The sequence below is a fragment of the Halomonas urmiana genome (genome assembly GCF_005780185.1).
Classification (GTDB): Bacteria; Pseudomonadota; Gammaproteobacteria; order Pseudomonadales; family Halomonadaceae; genus Halomonas; species Halomonas urmiana.
This window is the reverse complement of sequence record NZ_VBUI01000013.1, coordinates 1-16847: the sequence shown is the minus strand read 5'-3', so window position 1 is coordinate 16847 and position 16847 is coordinate 1. Positions and strand designations below refer to the sequence as shown.

Genomic DNA, 16847 nt, shown 5'->3' with positions numbered 1-16847 from the left:
ATGACGCCACGGCTTATCATGCCCCGGCTCGCGTTTGCCCTGTTCACCGCCGCCCTGCTGGCGGCGCCGCCGGGCGCGTCGGCCTCCCCCGATACCCCGTCGCCCCGGCCGACTATCGGCCTGGCGCTGGGTTCGGGTGGGGCCAACGGCCTGGCGCACATCGCCATCCTGCAGGTCTTCGACGACCTCGGGATCGTGCCCGACCGCATCGTCGGCACCAGCATCGGCGCGGTGATCGGCGGGCTCTATGCCGCGGGGCTCCCGGCCGAGGCGATCCGCGACATCTTCGATGACGTGGCCGGCTCGCCCCTGGATGCCCTCTCGGGCCTGGCCGAATCGGAGGTGGAGCTGTCGGCGCTGGTGCCGTTCGGGCGCGACGATGCCGGGCTGCTCGACTCGGCCGGCTTCCTGCGCTTCCTGGCCGCTCATACCGAGGTTCGCAGCTTCGACGAGCTGCGCATCCCGCTCGAGGTGGTGGCCACCGACTACTGGACGGGGGAGAGCGTGACCCTCGACGAGGGCCTCCTCTTCCCGGCCATCGAGGCCAGCATGGCGGTGCCAGGGCTCTTCCTGCCCGTCCATCGCGGCGAGCAGCTGCTGATCGATGGCGGCACCACCAAGCCCCTGCCCTTCGACCTGCTCCATGGTGAAGTCGACCTGGTCATCGCGGTGGACGTCTCGGGCAGCCGGGAGCGGGAGGACGGGAAGGAGGTCGGCCTGACCGACATGCTGTTCAACAGCTTCAAGATCATGCAGCAGGCGATCATCCGACAGGCGCTGCACCACCGGCCCCCCGACCTCTACCTGCGCCCGGAGACCCGGGGCGTGCGCCTGCTGCACTTCTACCGCATCGACGAAATCCTGCGCCAGACCGAGCCTGCCGCCGACGAGCTGCGCGACATGCTCCAGGGCTGGCTGGCCCTGCAGGCCGCCCCCTCTTCCTGACGGCACCCGGCCCGCCTCGTCCGCCCGCTATACTGTGGTCAGCATGCCCAGGAGCGCATCATGGCCCAGCCTCTCCCTGCCCTCTCCCGCCGCCGGCTGCTGCGCGGCCTACTCGCCGCGGCGGCCGCCACGGCGCTGCCCTCTGCCGGGCCCCTGGCGCGGGCGGCCGAGCCGCTGACCCGCGTGCTGCCCGGCACCGGCGAGGCGCTGCCCCGGGTCGGCCTGGGCAGTTGGATCACCTTCAACGTCGGCAACGATCCACTGCTGCTCGAGGCGTGTACCGCGGTGATGGCGGCCTTCTTCGCCGCGGGGGGACGCCTGATCGACTCCTCGCCGATGTATGGCTCCTCGCAGGCAACGATCGGCCACGCCCTGAAGCGGCTCCAGGCCGTGGAGCGCGTCTATGCCGCCGACAAGGTATGGACCTCCAGCCCCGCCGAGGGGCCGGCGCAGATCGAGGCCTCCCGCCGGGCCTGGGGGGTGCCACGCTTCGACCTGCTGCAGGTCCACAACCTGCGGGGCTGGGAGGGTCACCTCGAGACATTGCAGGCGATGAAGGCGGCCGGCGAGGTGCGCCACCTCGGCATCACCACCTCCCACGGACGGCGCCATGACGAGATGGAGCACGTCATGCGCCGCGTGGAACTGGACAGCGTCCAGCTCACCTACAACATCGTCGACCGCGAGGCCGAGCGGCGCCTGCTGCCCCTCGCCCGGGAGCGCGGCATCGGCGTGATCGCCAACCGCCCCTTCCAGCGCAAGCGCCTGATCCGGCGCCTGGCAGACAAGCCGCTGCCGCCCTGGGCCGCCGAGCTCGGCGCCGCCACCTGGGCGCAGTTCATCCTCAAGTTCATCATCTCCCACCCGGCGATCACCTGCGCCATCCCTGCCACCACCCGGGTCGAGCATGTCCGCGAGAATCTCGCCGCCGCCCGCGAGCCGCTGCCCGACGAGGCGATGCGTCGATGCATGGCCGAGCACGTCCGGGGGCTCTAGGGCATGGCGACCAGCGTCTGGTGGACCTATCGCCCCGAGGACCTGCTGATGGTCTCGCCGCGGGTCTACGCGCGGTTGTTCGAGCTGCACAACCAGGCGCTGTGGCCCGCTCAGCTGCTCGCCCTGGCACTCGGCGCCATGGCATTGGCGGTCCTGCTGCGCCCCGGCCCGCGGGGCACTCGCCTGGTCGTCGTCCTGCTGGCGGTGGCCTGGGCCTTCGTGACCTGGACCTTCCTGTGGCAGCGCTATGCTCCCCTGCAGTGGGGCATCGCCCATGTCGCTCCGCTGTTCGGCCTGCAGGCGCTGCTGCTGGCGGGCCTGGGCACGCTACGCGCTGGGCTCCGCCTGCCGCGACGGTGGAGCGTGCGGCGCGGCCTCGGCATCGGGCTGTTCGCCTATGCCCTGGCCCTGCACCCGCTGGTCGCCCTGGCGACGGGCCGCGGCCTGGCGGGCGCCGAGATCCTCGGGCTCACCCCCGACCCACTCGCCATCGCCACCCTGGGCGTGCTGGCCATGGCGGAACCGGCCCGCCGCGCCTGGGCGCTGCTGGCCCTTCCCGCGCTCTGGTGCCTGCAGAGTGCGCTGACCCTTTATCTTCTTCGCGAGCCCGGCGCTTGGCTGCCTCTGCTGGCCGTCGCCGCCGCCCTGGCGGCCCGGTGGTGGCCGGCGCCTGCCGCGCTGCGTTGACTCGCCCCGACCGCACGGCGAGAGAGGCTGATAAGCTGGTGCCCAGCTGACGTTTTCTCTTCGCCGATCAGGAGTGATCGCCATGCCCAGGTTCCGCCTGCTGATCGCCCTCCTGCCGCTGGCCATGCTCCAGGCCTGCGGTCCGGACGAGGCCTCGGTCGCCACCCTCGAGCCGCCCGAGCCCGGCGAGACCCTCCGGGTGGCCACCCGCAACGCCGCCACCACCTACTATCTCGACCGCCGACAGGAACCTGCCGGCCCGGAGCACGACCTGGTGCAGGCCTTCGCCGAGGCCAACGGCTGGCAGGTCGAGTGGGTGCCGCTGGGCTCCACCGCCGAGGTGCTGGAAGCCCTGGAGGGCGACGCGGTCGACCTGGCCGCCGCCGGCCTGACTCATCTGCCCTCGCGTGACGAGCGCTTCCGCCAGGGGCCGAGCCACACCGACGTCGTCGAGCAGCTGGTGTGCCATCGCGAGATGCGCCCGATGCCCCGCGAGGTGGAGGAGATGGCCGGCGTCGAGATCCGCGTCACGGCGGACTCCAGTTACACGGAACGGCTCGAGAGCCTGTCCAACGATTACACCGGCATCGCCTACGCGGAGGATCCGCGCACCACCGAGATGCTGCTGGCCGCGGTGGCCGAGCGACAGATCGACTGCACCCTGGCCGACTCCAACATCGTGCAGGTGGTACGCCGCCACTTCCCGCACCTGGAGGTCGCCATGAACCTCACCCGTGGCGATCGGCTGGGCTGGTACCTGCCCGCCGGGCATCGGGCCCTCGCCGCGCGTGCCCGGGAGTGGATGGCCAGCCCCGAGGGCGAGGCCCGTGTCGAGACGATGCAACACCGCTACTACGACTACATCGGCGATTTCGACTTCGTCGACCTGCGGGCCCTGAACCGGCGCATCGAGGAACGCCTGCCCTCCTTCCTGGAGCTCTTCGTGAAGGCCTCGGAAGAGACCGGGATGCCCGCCGACCTGCTCGCCGCCCTGGCCTACCAGGAGTCCCACTGGGATCCCGGCGCCGTCTCCCCCACCGGGGTACGCGGGATCATGATGCTGACCCGGAACACCGCCGAGTCGCTCGGCGTCGCCAATCGCCTGGATCCGGCCGAGGCCATCGACGGCGGGGCCCGTTACCTGGCCGATCGGCATGACCGGCTGCCCGACACCATTCCCGAACCGGACCGCACCTACCTGGCCCTGGCGAGCTACAACATCGGCCGCGGCCACCTGCTGGATGCCCGAGAGTTGGCCCGCGAGCTCGGCAAGGACCCGGACTCCTGGGCCGACATGCGGGAGGTGCTGCCGCTGAAGGCCGACAAGCGCTACTACCCCCAGACCCGCTACGGCTATGCCCGGGGCTACGAACCGGTGCACTACGTCCAGCGGATCCGCAACTACCTGGACGTGATCAGCGCCGCGATCGAGTGGACACCGCTGGAGGAGCCGACGGCCAGGGAGGAGGCCGTGGCCGGCAACGAGGGCTAGCGTTCAGGCGGCCAAGGGTGCGCCGAGGGACAGGTGCACGGCGATGGCCGCCATCATCACGCCGATGGTGCCGTCGATCGCCCGCCAGGCCAGGGGGCGCGAGAGCCAGGGCGAGAGCGCCGCGCCACCCCAGGCCAGCAGGCTGAACCAGAGGATCGAGGCGGTGATGGTGCCCGCGGCGAAGGTGACGGTGCTCTGCTGCTGGGCGCCGATGGAGGGAATCAGCAGCAGGGTATCCAGGTAGACCTGGGGATTGAGCAGGGTGACCGCGAGGGTGGCCAGCATCACGCGTCTCGGGCTGCGCTCGCCCGCCCCGCCGACGGACAGCCCCTGACGGCCGCTGGCGGCGCGCAGGAAGGCCTGGGCCGCCAGCCAGGCGAGGAAGGCCACGCCCAGCCAGCGCAGCGCCTCCAGGGCACTCGGCATGCTCAGCAGCACCGCACTGACCCCGAACATCCCGGCCAGCAGCAGCAGCGCATCGGTACTCATGCAGAGGCCCGCCGACCACCAGTGATGCTCACGGCGCACGGCCACGCCCAGCACGTAGGCATTCTGCGCGCCGATGGCGACGATGATGCCGCCGCATACCAAAAGCCCGGTGAGATAGCTCTCCAGCATCGCGTGTCCCCCTCCTGATTCCCGTCGAGAGGGGCCAGCATAGCGACATCCTGGCATGCCAAAAAATCATCCTGCTAATATCACATCAGTTTTTCTTATACCTAACCCCTGCTACGCCTGCCCGATGGAGGGCCCATGCTGGACTACAAGCTGCTCCAGGCGCTGGCCACGGTGATCGAGTGCGGCGGCTTCGAGCGCGCCGGCGAGCAGCTGGGGCTCTCGCAGTCGGCGGTCTCCCAACGGATCAAGGCGCTGGAGGTCCGCCTGGGGCAGCCGGTGCTGATCCGCCACCCGACTCTCGCGCCCACCCCCGCGGGCCAGCGGCTGCTCAACCATGTTCAGCAGGTGCAGCTGCTGGAGCACGACCTGCGCACGACGCTGCCGACCCTGGAGGAGGCCGCACCCCGCCTGCGTATCGCCCTCAATGCCGATAGCCTGGCCACCTGGTGGGCCGCGGCCGTCGGCGACTTCTGCCGGGCCAAGGGCCTGCTGCTGGACCTGGTGATCGAGGACCAGGACGTGGGGCTCAAGCGGCTGCGCGACGGCGAGGTGGCGGCCTGCCTGTGCGCCAGCGACCAGCCCATCGCCGGGGCCCGCTGCGTGCCGCTGGGCACCATGGTCTACCACCCCTACGCCACCCCAGCCTACATCGACCGCCACTTCCCGACAGGACCGACGCCCGAGGCCTTCCGACGAGCTCCCGCCATCGTCTATGGCCCCCATGACCAGCTGCAGCACCGTTTCCTGGCGAGCTGCGGCTGCCACGGCCACTTTCCCTACCACCTCTGCCCCTCGTCGGAGGGCTTCGTGCGCCTGACGCTCGCCGGCATGGGCTACGGCATGATGCCGCGCATGCAAGTGGCGTCGCCGGTGGCAGAGGGCCGGCTGGCCAGCATCGCCCCGGAGCGCGCGCTGTCCGTCCCGCTCTTCTGGCACTTCTGGCGACATAGCGGCGAGGTGCTGGAGCAGCTGACCGGCGTGCTGAGCGAGGTCGACCTCGAGTGAGCCCCGCTCGCGTGGGATGCGACCGCCGACGGGCCCCATGGCGACAGCGATGGTCAGTCGAGCGAAAGCCTGTATGATGATTGTGCAACATCTTTAGATACGGAGCAGAAGACACGATCGATCATTCTTTCAAGCCAGCACGGGAGGTTCTCATGAAGGTCTACAAACCGGAGTGGCAGTGCACGTTTAGCGTAAACGAGGGCGTGGAAGAATCAGCCAGCTGGAAGGAGCGAATCGCCTGGCGCTTTCGGGAATTCGCCGACCGGCTGGACGGTGGTGGAAGAACGATCAAGCTTGACTGCAACGTCACCCCCGAAGTGAGCCGCGAGGACGTCGACACCTGCCTGGAGAAGGGCTTCGCCGTGACCCAGGGCCTGCTCATCCAGCTCGCCCACCAGGCCGCCTGCGAGAACGTCATGCGCGATGCCAAGGCGGAACTCTTCGAGGAACAGCCTCAACGCTGAGGCCATGAGCACGACGCTGCGCTCACCGCACCCCATTCGGCCCACGCCGGATGGGGTGTTTTCGTTCAGGGCCGCCAGCCGCGATGGCCGGCGTGTGGGTCAGCGCACCAGCCAGGCGCAGCAGGCCAGCCGCTTGTGCAGGGCCTGGCGGGTGGCATGCAGGTCATGCGCGGTATCGCGGGACCAGGTGCTCAGGGTGGCGAGAAACAGCAGCGTCAGGCCGACCTCCTCGGCCCGGGCGTGGCGACTGCCATAAGGCGCCTCGAGGAAAGCCGCCTGGCGCAGCCATTGGATCAATCGCGACAGATCGAACACCATCGGCACCCAGGTATGCGGATGCGGCAGGTGGGCCTTGCTGCACAGCATCTCCACGGTCACCCGGCGGTGCCGCGCCATGGCCGTGAACCACGCCATCAGACAATGCTCCAGGCGCTCGCTCGCCGGCCAGTCGGCGAAGCCGGCGGGGTTATCGGCCAGCATCGCCTTCAAGCCATGGCCGAACCAGGCATCGGCCACCGCATTCAGGTCGCGGAAATGCTCGAGCACGCGGCTGGCCGGAATGCCCAGGCGCGCCGCCACCTGCGGCAGGGTCACCGCCTTCCAGCCGCCCTCCTCGGCCATCGCCAGGGCGGTATCGAGGATCTGCTCATCGAGGAGGGCCGCCCCTCTGGCATCGTCGCGAATCACGGGGATCATGGTCATGAGAGGCCTCCTGGCGTCGCCACGGTGAGGGCTACCCATCACTATAGATCAGCGGCCTTAGTGTCTCCCCGCCACCTCGCTCGGCCTCCAGCAGGGCACGCTTGCGCTCCAGCCCCACCGATAGCCGCCCAGGTTGCCGTCGCCGCGTAGCACGCGGAGGCAGGGAATCAGTACGCCGATCCGGTTGGCCGCACAGGCCGAGGCGACCGCACGGACCGCCTCCATTCTCAACGCCACGACGCCGCTCTTCACCAGGGTGGTGGTTGGCCTGCTCGCCACCCTGGATTAGACTGGTCGTCTAGTGACACTTACACCGCACACCGACAGGAGTCGCACGATGCAAACCCGCTTCTTCACCATCAACGATCACCCCCAGGGCACCCCGGCCCGGGAGCTGTTCGATCTGCACGAGCAGGCGCTGCCCGACCTCGCCGAGGGCGAAGTGCGCATCCGCAACCGCTGGCTGTCAGTGGACCCCTACATGCGCGGCCGCATGAGTGGTGTGACCACCTACATTGAGCCGTTCGAGCTCAACGCGCCGCTGGAAGGGGCCGCCATCGGCGAGGTCATCGAATCCCGCGATGCGAACTTTCCGGTGGGCACCAAAGTGCGCCACATGGGCGGCTGGCGCGACATCGCCCAGCTGCCCGCTGCAGAGCTCGAGACCCTGCCCACCTTCGAGGTGCCGGAGCAGGCCTACCTGGGCGTGCTCGGCATGCCGGGCATGACCGCTTGGACCGGCCTCAACCTGATCGCCGAGATGCAGGAAGACAACAACGTGCTGGTCAGCGGCGCCGCCGGCGCGGTGGGGTCACTGGCCGTGCAGCTGGCGAAGGCCAAGGGCGGCACCGTGGTCGGCATCGCCGGCTCCCAGGAGAAGCTCGACTGGCTCGAGGCGCACGGCGTCAAGGCCGTCAGCTACCAGGGCAAGGACGCCGCCCAGCTCACCGAGGCCCTCAACGCGGCCTGCCCCGAGGGCTTCGACGTCTACTACGAGAACGTCGGCGGCACCTGCCTCGAGGCGGCGCTGAACACCCTGCGGGTCGGCGCGCGCATCGCGGTGTGCGGCATGATCGCCCGCTACAACGACGACACGCCGAGCGCCGGGCCGGGCAACCTGGCGATGATCCTGATTCGCCGCGCCCGCATGCAGGGCTTCATCGTCTTCGATCACTGGGACCACTATCCGCAGTTTCTCGAGGAGGTCGGCCCGCAGGTCGAGAACGGCCGGATCGACTACGAGGAGACCATCGAGGAGGGCCTCGAGCGCACTCCGGACGCCTTCCTCAAGCTATTCGAGGGCGCCAACCGCGGCAAGATGCTGGTCAGGCTCTGATCCGCATCGCGTAATGCAAACGGCGGCGCCGGCCAAGCCGGCGCCGCCGTTGCCTTTCCCCTTCCGGGCTGAGAGCCTGAGGCGCGCCTGAGGTGTCACACTCCGCAGCCTCGCCCCGCGCCTCATCCCCCCGAGGAGACGGCCATGAACGCCATCAATCCCGAGAAGCTCCACCACAGCAAGTGGACCGCCGTGCAGCCCCGCCACAAGGAGAAGCACTTCCTGGTGACGAAACTCGTGCGCGACGAGGAGGAGACCGTGGTCGAGGTGATCCTCGAGGCGATCTATACCCGGCGCGAGACCACCCTGCCCTGGCAGGCCCTCAAGGACGACGCCACCTGGCACATGGGCTGGCGCTGATCGCCGACGCGCTGGCGATCAGCGCCGCTCAGCCGCGCGGATCCAGCACCCCGGCGTAGCGCACCCCGCTGAGCAGGGCCATCTCGCGCTGCCAGGTGGCGAGATCCTCCACGTTGAACTGATCCAGGCGGTGGTGCCCACAGGCCCGCGCCATCACCTGCATCAGCGCCACGGAGGCCTCGAGGAAGGTCTGCAGCTGGCGGGCGGACTTGTCGACGTCGAGCCGCTGGCGCAGGTCCTGGCGCTGGGTGGCGACGCCGGCGGGACAGTTGTTGGTGTTGCAGATCCGGGCGGCCACGCAGCCGATCGACTGGATGGCACTGTTGGCGATGGCGATGCCGTCGGCGCCGAGCGCCATGGCCTTGACGAAGTCACTCGGCACCCGCAGCCCACCGGTGACGATCAGGGTGACGCGGCCGCTGGCGCCCTGCTCGTCGAGATGGCGCCGGGCCCGCGCCAGGGCCGGGATGGTGGGCACGCTGATGTGGTCGCGAAAGAGCGTCGGGGCCGCCCCGGTGGCGCCGCCGCGGCCGTCGAGGATGAGGTAGTCGGCGCCGGCGTCGAGCGCAAACTGGATGTCCCGCTCGATATGATTGGCGCTGAGCTTGAAGCCGATCGGGATGCCACCGCTTCGCTCCCGCACCCGGTCGGCGAAGTGGCGGAAGTCGGCGACCGAGTGCAGGTCCTCGAAGGTCGGCGGCGAGACCGCCGGCTCACCCTCAGGGATGCCGCGCACCTCGGCGATCCTGGCGGTGTTCTTGTTGCCCGGCAGGAAGCCGCCGGTGCCGGTCTTGGCGCCCTGCCCACCCTTGAAGTGGAAGGCCTGGACCTTCTCCAGCAGCGCCTCGTCGTAGCCGAACCGGGCGCTGGCGAGCTCATAGAAATAGCGCGAGTTCTCCTGCTGCTCCTCGGGCAGCATGCCTCCCTCGCCGGAGCAGATCCCGGTGCCGGCCCGCTCGGCCCCACGGGCCAGGGCGATCTTGGCCTCCTCGGAGAGGGCGCCGAAGCTCATGTCCGAGACCAGCAGCGGCATGGCAAGCGTCAGCGGCTGTTTGGCCTCGGGGCCGATGACCAGTTCGGTGGCGACGCCAGCCTCTTCCCCGAGCGGCTGAGTCGCCAGCTGGGCGGCCATGATCTGCAGGTCGTCCCAGTGCGGCAGGGTGTGGCGCGGCACGCCCATGGCGCTGATCGGCCCATGGGGGCCCATCCGCTCGAGCCCCTCGCGGGCCAGCCGGTGGATGAAAGCCACCGTGGGCTCCTCCTCGGTGGCCTTGGCCTCGGGCGCCCCGCCGCTCTCCTCCGATGCATCCGACTCGTCCGACTCGTCCGACTCGTCCGACTCGTCGGCGGCATCGCCGGGGCCTTCCTGGCCCACCTGGTCATCGCTGAAGCGCGCGTGGGTGCCGTCGCAATAGGGCGCATCGGCGGTGTGCTTGCAGCGACACAGGGTGGCCTCGCCGTCCTCTTCGGCCACGAAGCTCAGGGGCGTGAAACCCGTGCCGGCGTGGGAGCCGTCACAGAAGGGCTGGTTGGCCGAGCGTCCGCAGCGGCAGAAGGCGTACTCCTTGCCTTTGGTCAGGGTCACGGTCGCGGGCGAGTTGGCCGCTATCACGGGTGTGTTCATGGGCACGGGCTCCTTGATCTGGGCATCGATGCTACCTGTCAAGATAGTCACCCGCCGTGGTCGGCGAAAACCTCGCGACCTCGAGGGCGACCTGATCCGCGACGGGCGTCATGCCGCCGGCTCCTCGGCGCCGCGGCGTTTGAGGCGGGTCAAGCGCACCTCCACGGTGACGGTGAGCGACTCGAGCGACGCCGCCCGCTCCCGGCCCTCGACGCCGGCGCGATAGAGATGCGGGGTCATCGCCAGCAGGTCGGCGATGGGCGCGGCGCCCTCGAGCTCGAGGGGGTAGCGCAGGGTCTCGGTGTCGAGGCGCTCGAAGCCCGCCGGCGCCGCGGGCTCTGCGGTGCGCTTGGGCTTCAGCCGGGGGTAGATGATCTCGCGCAGCTCGCGCAGATGATCCGGCCCGGCCTCGGCCATCAGCAGCACCCCGCCGGGCCTCATCACCCGGGCGAACTCCGCGGCCACCGGGAAGCCGAACAGGCACAGCAGCCGATCCAGCGTGCCCGACTGCACGGGCAGGTGGGCGTTGCTGCCCACCACCCAGCTGGCCGACACCCCCGCCTGCTTGCCCTGCCGGGCGGCGGCGAGCACCGCCCACTTGGAGATATCCAGGCCCAGCAGCGACAGCGACGGCGGCGTGTCGCTCGCCCCCTCGAGCCCCTCGTCACAGCTTTCATCACAAGTTCGGGCGAGCTCGCGCAGGTAGTAGCCCTCGCCGCAGCCGGCATCGAGGCAGCTCAGCGTGCCCGGCCCCGCCCCGGCCAGCACGGCGCGGCCGACCGCGTCGGCCACCGGCCGATAGTGGCCGGCCTCGAGGAAGCGCTGACGCGCCGCGACCATCGCCTTGCTGTCGCCGGGATCCCGGGAGCGCTTCTGCTGCACCGGCAGCAGGTGCACGTAGCCCTGCCGGGCGATATCGAAGCTGTGCCCGGCGGCGCAGCGCCAGGCGCCGTCGTGGCGCTTTAGTGCCCCGCCGTCCAGCGGACAGGCCAGCGCCGCGAAGGGGGTGCTGCTCATGAGGCGTCACCCTGGCCGGCAGCGGCCGCCGCCTGCGGCGCGGCGCGAGCCTCGTCGAGGCGCTCGCCCTCGCTGCGGCCGATCACGGCGGTGCCGACGAGATCGCCGGTGACGTTGAGCGCCGTGCAGCCCATGCCGACCAGCGCATCGATGGCGGTGAGCAGCGCCACGGCCTCGATGGGCAGGCCGACCTGGGAGAACACCGTGGCGATCATCACGATGCCGGCGCCGGGCACCCCGGCGGTGCCCACCGAGATCAGCGTGCCCACCACCACGATCTGCAGCATGCTCGACCAGTCCAGCGGCGCGCCCATCACGTTGGCGGCGAACACCGCCGAAATGGCGATGCGGATCGCCGCCCCGTCCATGTTGAGCGTCGCGCCCAGCGGCAGACTGAAGCCGTAGAGGCTGCGCGGCAGGCCCAGGCGGCTCGCGGCGTCCAGGGTCAGCGGCAGGGTGCCGGAGCTGCTCTGGGTGGCGAAGGCGGTGGCCATGGGGGTGCGCGCCTCGCGGAAGAAGGCCCGCGCCGGCACGCCGAAGCCCTTGAGCAGGCCCAGATAGACCAGCAGCTGCACGCCCAGCGCCAGGTAGAGCACCGCCACCATGTCGCCCAGCGACAGCAGGGTCGCGAAGCCCTGCTCGGCGACGGTGCCCACCACGATGGCGAAGACCCCGACCGGCACGACGTGCAGGATGCCGCCCATCACCTTGAGCGTGGCGGCGTTGAGCGCCTCAATCAGGCCATAGAGCCGCTCGCCCAGCGCCGCCTGGGACTCGGACTGACGCATCTTCGCCACGGCGAGGCCGAAGACCAGCGCGACGAAGATGATGCCCAGCAGGTCCTGCTCGGCGAAGGCGGCGACGATGTTGTTCGGCACGATGCCGAGCACCACCGAGAGGATGCCGGGATTGTCGGGCACCGAGACCGAGCCGGCCCCGGCCAGCGACATGCCCTCCCCCGGCGACAGCAGGGTGGCCACGGCCAGGCCCACGGCGATGGCCAGCGCCGAGGTGGCCAGGTAGTAGAGGAACACCTTGCGGCCGATTCGCCCCAGGCTGCCGGCCCGGCCCTGGTTGATGCCGGTCATCAGGGTGAACAGCACGATGGGCAGGATGATGAACTTCAACAGCCGCATCAGCAGCTCGCCCAGCGGGGCCAGCCATTCGGCCACCGCGGGCCCGCCGACCAGGCCGACCACCACGCCCAGCACCAGGGCGAGGCTCACGCGCAGGATCAGCGAGGCATCGCGGTAGCCGTGCCACAGGGGGGACAGAAGAGTAGACATCTTGACCTCTCGGGAAACGATAAGCGCCGCGGACCTTAGGCCCACGGCGCTCGGTGTGCAATGACCAGAAGATTAAGAGCTTATAACGCCCTGCGTCTTGTGCTCGAAGTCGCTGGCGTCGTGGCGCTCGTGGAGCTGCATGGAGGGCTCGCCGAAGGTGCGGTTGACCATGCGGCCACGCTGCACCGCCGGCCGGGCATCGATCTCCTTGGCCCAGCGCTGCACGTGTTCGTACTCCTGCACCTGCAGGAACTCGCCGGCGCCGTAGATCCGGCCCAGCGCCAGCTGGCCGTACCAGGCCCAGTTGGCGATATCGGCGATGGTGTAGGTGTCGCCGGCCAGGTAGCGCGTCTCGGCCAGGCGGCGGTTCAGCACGTCGAGCTGGCGCTTGACCTCCATGGTGTAGCGGTCGATGGGGTACTCCAGCGGCTCGGGCGCGTAGGCGTAGAAGTGGCCGAAGCCGCCGCCCAGGAAGGGCGCGCTGCCCATCTGCCAGAACAGCCAGTTGAGCGTCTCGGTGCGCGCAGCGAGCTCGCTCGGCAGGAACTCGCCGAAACGCTCGGCGAGATAGAGCAGGATGGCGCCTGACTCGAACACCCGCACCGGCTCGTCGCCGCTGCGATCGACCAGCGCCGGGATCTTCGAGTTGGGGTTGATCGCCACGAAGCCGCTGCCGAACTGGTCGCCCTCGCCGATGCGGATCAGCCAGGCGTCGTACTCGGCCTCCCGGTGGCCGAGTGCCAGCAGCTCCTCGAACATCACCGTGACCTTCACCCCGTTGGGCGTGCCCATGGAGTAGAGCTGGAAGGGATGCTCGCCGACCGGCAGTTCCTTCTCGTGGGTGGGCCCGGCGACGGGGCGGTTGATGCTGGCGAAGGTGCCGCCGCTGGCCTTCTCCCAGGTCCAGACCTTCGGCGGGGTGTAGTCATTGCCTTGGCTCATGGGCCCTCCTCGGTGGCGAATCGTGTGACCTGAGCCCGATATGGGGACGCGTTAGCCTGCTATCAACCTGTAGCGGTCGAAATCACGGCGTCTCGAGCAGCGCCTCGACCAGCGCTTCAAGGCTCGCCTCGCAGCGCGCCTCGGGCGCCCTCTCCTCGTCGCCCGGGCGATACTTGCCGGAGCGCACCAGACACGCCGCGAGGCCGATCGCCATGGCGGCGAGCACGTCGCACTCCACATCATCGCCCACCATCAGCGCCTCATTGGGTTTCACCCCGGCCGCGTCGAGCACGGCGTGGAAGAAGTCGCCCGAGGGCTTGCCGAGAATGCGGGCCTCGATGTCGGCGGCATACTCCAGGGCGCGCACGAAGGGGCCGGCATCCAGGTGCAGGGTGCCATCCGCGCGGAAGTAGCGATTGGTGCCCACGGCGAGCAGCGGCGCGCCCGCCAGCAGCAGACGGAAGGCCGTGTCGAGGTGGGCGTAGTCAAAGCGCTGCTCGGCATCGCCGAGCACCACGGCGCTGGGCTCTCCTTCGGGCAGACCGGCGAACTCCGGCTCGAGGTGTTCGTGGATCAGCAGGTAGGGCGTCAGCCGATGGCGCTCGAGATGGCGGCGGATCGCCCCCGGCGCGGTGAAGACCTGCGCCGGCGTCACCGCGAAGCCGAGCCGCTCGAGCTCCTCGCACACCGCCGCCGAGGTCTTGCGCGAAGTATTGGTGAGAAAGCGCAGCACAAGCCCGCTCGCCTCGAGCCGCGCCACCGCCTCCACGGCACCGGGCAGGGCCTCGCCGTCCTCGGTCAACACGCCGCTGATATCGAGCAGTACCGCCTTGAGCATCGTCGTGTCCTCCGCCGTCATCCCCTGACAGCCTAGACGATGCGACTTGCCGGCGGCAGTTGAGTGCCGCCCCTGCCGAGGCTAGACCACGCCCCTCCCCCAGCCATAGACGGCGCCGATCACCGCACCGAAGATGAGGTGGGCGATCAGCATGGAGAGCGGTGCCACCAGCCCGAGGCCCAGGCCGAACAGGCCGGAGCCCGCCAGGGGAAAGACCGTGAGCATCACCACCAGCCAGCTGGCCACGCCGAACTCCAGGCCGCGGCGCGTGGGCGTGCGGCCGGGGAGATAGGGCACCAGCAGCGCGAACAGCAGCCCCCAGATCAGCGTGCCCACGGCGAAATGGATGCCCCAGGCCAGCATGCGGCTATCCGGCGTGCCGAGCACGTCCTGGGCGGCCAGGTTCATGACTTCGATGGGGTTGTACCAGGGGATGATGCCCGCCGCCAGGCGCAGCACCATGATCAGCGAGATGACGAGGGTGGCCGTGAACCCGGCCATCACCCCGCGTAACAGGCGAGACTTCATGGCGTCCTCCCGGCTATTGATGTGCCTTTTCAGTGTAGGCGCTCCATAGGAGGTGCGGCGGTCAGATGGCGGTAGAGGCGTGTCCGGGTGTGATGTGACGCCGCAAGAATGGGGGAACTGATGCCCCGGAGAAGCGGCATGGTCCTCCGGGGCATCAGTTCCCCACGGCCGTCGGCCGCCCCCGGCTCATTGCAGCGTCGGATAGCCCTCGACGTACACCCAGTCGGTCTGCTGCGCCGGGACATGGCAGCCCATGCAGGTGCTTTCGAAGCTCTCGGACACGTTCACGTCCGGATTGTCGGCCTTGAAGAGCGCCCAGCCCCAGCCCTCGCCCCAGTGGGGGCCGTCGAACCGCCCCTGGGCATCCTTGACCATCACGAACCAGAGCTGCGGCTCACCCGCCCACAGCGCCGGCCCGGTGGTCTTCTCGGCGGACTCGATGCCGCGAATTTCCTTGATGAGCACGGTGCCATCGGCGAACTCGCCGCTGTCCCGGTACGCCTGGGCGGCCTCGGGCTGGGTATAGACGTCGTGGAAGCCGGCGCCCGGGGCCTCGGCGTCATTAACCACCCAGGAGCCCAGGTGCACCCAGCTGGCCCGCGCATCCGCCGGCAGTGAGATGTTGCCCTCACCGTCCACATGGTCACGGAAGGTCGTGGTCGCCAGATCGGCGCCGAAGGCAGGAATCCCGGCCAGGGTCAGCAGCGCCGCCAGGCCAAGGGTGTTGATCGTCGTCATCATCGCCTCGCTCCTCTCGTTCATGTGCCGTTTCGATCACGCTCGATTGACAGTATAGAACGACGGTTAGACGATAGGATTCCAAATATCTTAAAATAGCGTCCAGGAGTCTCACCATGGACCGGCTCGCCGCCCTGCTCGCCCACTTCCACCTTGCCGCCAGCGTGTTCAACGCCGGCCCGCTGTGCTACAGCACTCGTCATCCGGCACAGGCCGGCATGGGTTTCGTCCATGTCCTGACCCACGGCAGCGTGCACCTGGAGCTGGCGGACGGCACGCAGCGGCGCTTCGATGCGCCGGTGCTGATCCTGCTGGCCACCAGCGACGCGCATCGGCTCGGGCCGGGCCCGGCGGGCGCCGAGACCCTGTGCGGCTCGTTCCGCTTCGGGGCCGGCCACCTCTGCCCGATCTATCGCGCCCTGCCGACGCTGCTGGCGATTCCCCTGGACCGGCTGACCGGCATGGCCGGCCTGCTGCCGCTGATGCTCGAGGAGATGCGCGAGCAACGCTGCGGCCGGCAGGCCAGCCTGGACCGACTGTGCGAGCTGCTGGTGATCCGGTTGCTGCGCTACCTGATGGACGCCGGTGAGGTGGATTCCGGAATGCTGGCGGGCATGGCGCACCCCAAGCTGGTCAAGGCACTGATCGCCATGCACGAGCGACCGGCGGCCGACTGGTCGCTGCACGGGCTGGCCCACGAGGCCGGCATGTCCCGCGCCCGCTTCGCCAGCGTCTTTCGCGACAGCGTCGGCCAGCCCCCCGCCGCCTACCTGAGCCAGTACCGGATCAGCCTGGCCAAGAGCCTGCTGCGGGACGGCGTGCCGCTGGACACCATTGCCGAGCGGGTGGGCTACAGCAGTGCCTCGGCCCTGGCCAAGGTGTTCCGCCGTCATACCGGCTACTCGCCGCTGGCGTGGCGCAACGCCGATGCCGGTGCGGTGAGGGTCGGGGACGGGGCCTAAAACATGCCGCGCAGCCAGGCATGGGTGGCGCCGATCACCGCCCCGAACAAGACATGCGCGAGCATGGGTGGACCAAGGGCGCCACCAACCCGAAGCCCAGGCCGAAAAGGCCGGAGCCCGCCAGGGGAAAGGCCGTGACCATCACGCAAGAATAAGGGCTCTTCGTCGTTGGGTGTGGAATTCGCCCCCTGAGCTGGGCCAGGATATGACCTCCACTTGGACAGGAGGCATGGCATGGACGGCACCCAGATTCTGACCCTCGGCCTGGGCCTGGAAGCGCCCTGGATTCTCAAGGACCAGCACCTGG

General features: G+C 69.6%; 19 protein-coding genes. 9 read left to right on the top strand and 10 right to left on the bottom strand.

What is annotated here, in order from left to right:
- The 4 genes from FEI13_RS09515 (at position 1) to mltF (ending at position 4120) form a co-directional block, all read left to right on the top strand.
- Entirely contained in the window at positions 1–945 is a 945-nt protein-coding gene (locus FEI13_RS09515) for a patatin-like phospholipase family protein (RefSeq protein WP_204758391.1), read from the top strand.
- A 60-nt stretch (positions 946–1005) separates the two neighbouring features.
- Positions 1006–1941, top strand: coding sequence for an aldo/keto reductase (locus FEI13_RS09510; RefSeq protein WP_138181305.1), 936 nt, complete (start codon positions 1006–1008; stop codon positions 1939–1941).
- Positions 1942–1944: 3 nt separating this feature from the next.
- A complete protein-coding gene (locus FEI13_RS09505) occupies positions 1945–2628 on the top strand; it encodes a DUF6064 family protein (protein ID WP_138181304.1) in 684 nt (227 codons plus the stop codon).
- Between the two features lie 82 nt (positions 2629–2710).
- Positions 2711–4120 carry a membrane-bound lytic murein transglycosylase MltF gene (gene mltF / locus FEI13_RS09500; protein WP_138181303.1) on the top strand — a complete coding sequence of 470 codons (1410 nt, stop codon included), beginning with the start codon at positions 2711–2713 and terminating at the stop codon, positions 4118–4120.
- Positions 4121–4123: 3 nt separating this feature from the next.
- Here mltF and FEI13_RS09495 read toward each other — a convergent pair whose 3' ends face one another.
- Positions 4124–4738 (bottom strand): LysE/ArgO family amino acid transporter, encoded by a 615-nt coding sequence (locus tag FEI13_RS09495; RefSeq protein WP_138181302.1) that lies wholly within the window; start codon positions 4736–4738, stop codon positions 4124–4126.
- 135 nt (positions 4739–4873) lie between these two features.
- Here FEI13_RS09495 and FEI13_RS09490 point away from each other — a divergent pair, with 135 nt between their 5' ends.
- Together FEI13_RS09490 and FEI13_RS09485 are read left to right on the top strand one after the other, a co-directional pair.
- Positions 4874–5743: a LysR family transcriptional regulator ArgP gene (locus FEI13_RS09490; protein ID WP_138181301.1), complete on the top strand. Its 870-nt coding sequence runs from the start codon at positions 4874–4876 to the stop codon at positions 5741–5743.
- Positions 5744–5895: 152 nt separating this feature from the next.
- Entirely contained in the window at positions 5896–6207 is a 312-nt protein-coding gene (locus FEI13_RS09485) for a hypothetical protein (RefSeq protein ID WP_138181300.1), read from the top strand.
- Between the two features lie 99 nt (positions 6208–6306).
- Here the strand turns inward: FEI13_RS09485 and FEI13_RS09480 are convergent, their stop codons facing one another.
- Both FEI13_RS09480 and FEI13_RS09475 read right to left on the bottom strand, forming a co-directional pair.
- A complete protein-coding gene (locus FEI13_RS09480) occupies positions 6307–6909 on the bottom strand; it encodes a TetR/AcrR family transcriptional regulator (protein WP_138181299.1) in 603 nt (200 codons plus the stop codon).
- A 57-nt stretch (positions 6910–6966) separates the two neighbouring features.
- On the bottom strand, positions 6967–7134 hold the full coding sequence (locus FEI13_RS09475) for a methylated-DNA--[protein]-cysteine S-methyltransferase (RefSeq protein ID WP_338035085.1): 168 nt from the start codon (positions 7132–7134) through the stop codon (positions 6967–6969).
- Between the two features lie 112 nt (positions 7135–7246).
- On the opposite strand from FEI13_RS09475, the gene FEI13_RS09470 reads away from it, so the two are divergent.
- Both FEI13_RS09470 and FEI13_RS09465 read left to right on the top strand, forming a co-directional pair.
- Complete coding sequence (locus FEI13_RS09470; RefSeq protein WP_138181298.1) at positions 7247–8245, top strand: NADP-dependent oxidoreductase; 999 nt, start codon at positions 7247–7249, stop codon at positions 8243–8245.
- 144 nt (positions 8246–8389) lie between these two features.
- Entirely contained in the window at positions 8390–8605 is a 216-nt protein-coding gene (locus FEI13_RS09465; RefSeq protein ID WP_138181297.1) for a TIGR02450 family Trp-rich protein, read from the top strand.
- Between the two features lie 28 nt (positions 8606–8633).
- On the opposite strand, the gene FEI13_RS09460 is transcribed toward FEI13_RS09465, so the two are convergent.
- The 7 genes from FEI13_RS09460 to FEI13_RS09430 form a co-directional block, all read right to left on the bottom strand.
- A complete protein-coding gene (locus FEI13_RS09460) occupies positions 8634–10229 on the bottom strand; it encodes a glutamate synthase-related protein (protein ID WP_138181296.1) in 1596 nt (531 codons plus the stop codon).
- Positions 10230–10337: 108 nt separating this feature from the next.
- A complete protein-coding gene (locus tag FEI13_RS09455) occupies positions 10338–11246 on the bottom strand; it encodes a putative RNA methyltransferase (protein ID WP_138181295.1) in 909 nt (302 codons plus the stop codon).
- A complete protein-coding gene (locus tag FEI13_RS09450) occupies positions 11243–12532 on the bottom strand; it encodes a dicarboxylate/amino acid:cation symporter (protein ID WP_138181294.1) in 1290 nt (429 codons plus the stop codon). Before FEI13_RS09450 ends, FEI13_RS09455 begins: the two co-directional genes overlap by 4 nt.
- Positions 12533–12604: 72 nt before the next feature.
- A complete protein-coding gene (gene yghU / locus FEI13_RS09445; protein WP_138181293.1) occupies positions 12605–13474 on the bottom strand; it encodes a glutathione-dependent disulfide-bond oxidoreductase in 870 nt (289 codons plus the stop codon).
- A gap of 82 nt (positions 13475–13556) precedes the next feature.
- On the bottom strand, positions 13557–14312 hold the full coding sequence (locus tag FEI13_RS09440) for a TIGR01458 family HAD-type hydrolase (RefSeq protein ID WP_138181292.1): 756 nt from the start codon (positions 14310–14312) through the stop codon (positions 13557–13559).
- Between the two features lie 81 nt (positions 14313–14393).
- Positions 14394–14840 (bottom strand): DUF6789 family protein, encoded by a 447-nt coding sequence (locus FEI13_RS09435; RefSeq protein WP_138181291.1) that lies wholly within the window; start codon positions 14838–14840, stop codon positions 14394–14396.
- 186 nt (positions 14841–15026) lie between these two features.
- Positions 15027–15602, bottom strand: a complete 576-nt coding sequence (locus FEI13_RS09430; RefSeq protein WP_204758390.1) for a cytochrome P460 family protein — start codon at positions 15600–15602, stop codon at positions 15027–15029.
- 92 nt (positions 15603–15694) lie between these two features.
- Between FEI13_RS09430 and FEI13_RS09425 the strand changes: the two genes are divergently transcribed.
- Positions 15695–16540 (top strand): AraC family transcriptional regulator, encoded by an 846-nt coding sequence (locus FEI13_RS09425; RefSeq protein WP_138181290.1) that lies wholly within the window; start codon positions 15695–15697, stop codon positions 16538–16540.
- Positions 16541–16847: the final 307 nt, after the last annotated feature.